This is a genomic window from Herbiconiux daphne (genome assembly GCF_024979295.1).
Taxonomy (GTDB): domain Bacteria; phylum Actinomycetota; class Actinomycetes; order Actinomycetales; family Microbacteriaceae; genus Herbiconiux; species Herbiconiux daphnes.
In genome coordinates this window covers 1-785 of sequence record NZ_JANLCJ010000305.1, presented here as the reverse complement: position 1 = coordinate 785, position 785 = coordinate 1, and the positions used below count along the sequence as shown (strand labels likewise).

At 42.5% G+C, this 785-nt stretch carries 2 protein-coding genes; both read right to left on the bottom strand.

From position 1 onward, the window contains the following. Window positions 1-370, bottom strand: a 370-nt coding sequence (locus N1032_RS24850) for a DUF5309 domain-containing protein (protein WP_259543211.1), incomplete at its 3' end; no start/stop codon positions are given. 106 nt (window positions 371-476) lie between these two features. Beyond that, window positions 477-785, bottom strand: a 309-nt coding sequence (locus N1032_RS24845) for a hypothetical protein (RefSeq protein ID WP_259543208.1), incomplete at its 5' end; no start/stop codon positions are given.

Here is a 785-nt window from a genome sequence, read left to right as displayed (position 1 = left end):
CCAGGTCACGTTTGATTTCAGCACCAGCTTTTTCCATCTGATAAGCCAGTTCGCTACCGCGACCATAGCTTGACAGTGCATCAGCAGTATCAGAAACCTGAACAACTTTACGCAGGATCTGAGTAACGTTTTTCTCAACGCTAGTAGGTTTCAGAGTAGCGGAATCTGCATCAGAGCCTTCTGCCCATGCGTTATCAGCTACAGCACCCAGGCTGTCAGTCTGCCACTGGAAATATTTGTTAGTAATGGATTCTTTACCAGTCATAGACACAAAAGGAGTGTCGGTTGGGCTGATGTTAGAAATCCAGTTAGCGAACGACTCTTTTACGCCGTTCAGCTCATATGACACCAAATTGGTGATAGTTGCCATAAAAGGAGATCTCCTTGTGTAAATATTCATTAACGGTGGGCCGCTAAGCCCACCCATCTAATCGACAGTATTACTATATACCAGATCACTCAATTTGGTTGACAAATTAATCTTTCAGGTATTTAAATGCGTCGATGTTGTCTTTACGAGAACCGCCAATTTTACTGATTACTGCTTTTTTCTTAGCATCATCAACTTCAGTTGGTGCAGGTTTTGAACCAGGTTTAACGACTTTAGATGGAGCACCAGCACCAATACGTTTAACCTTAGCGGTTACAGTTTTCTTACCTTTTTCGAACTGAAGTGCCTTATGAAGCATTTTAAACAGTACAGGATCGGTAGATTCCATAATGTAGTCTTTGTCTGCGCCATTGGCGATAGCAAAGTCCATCAGTTCTTCGTACAGTGCTTTACT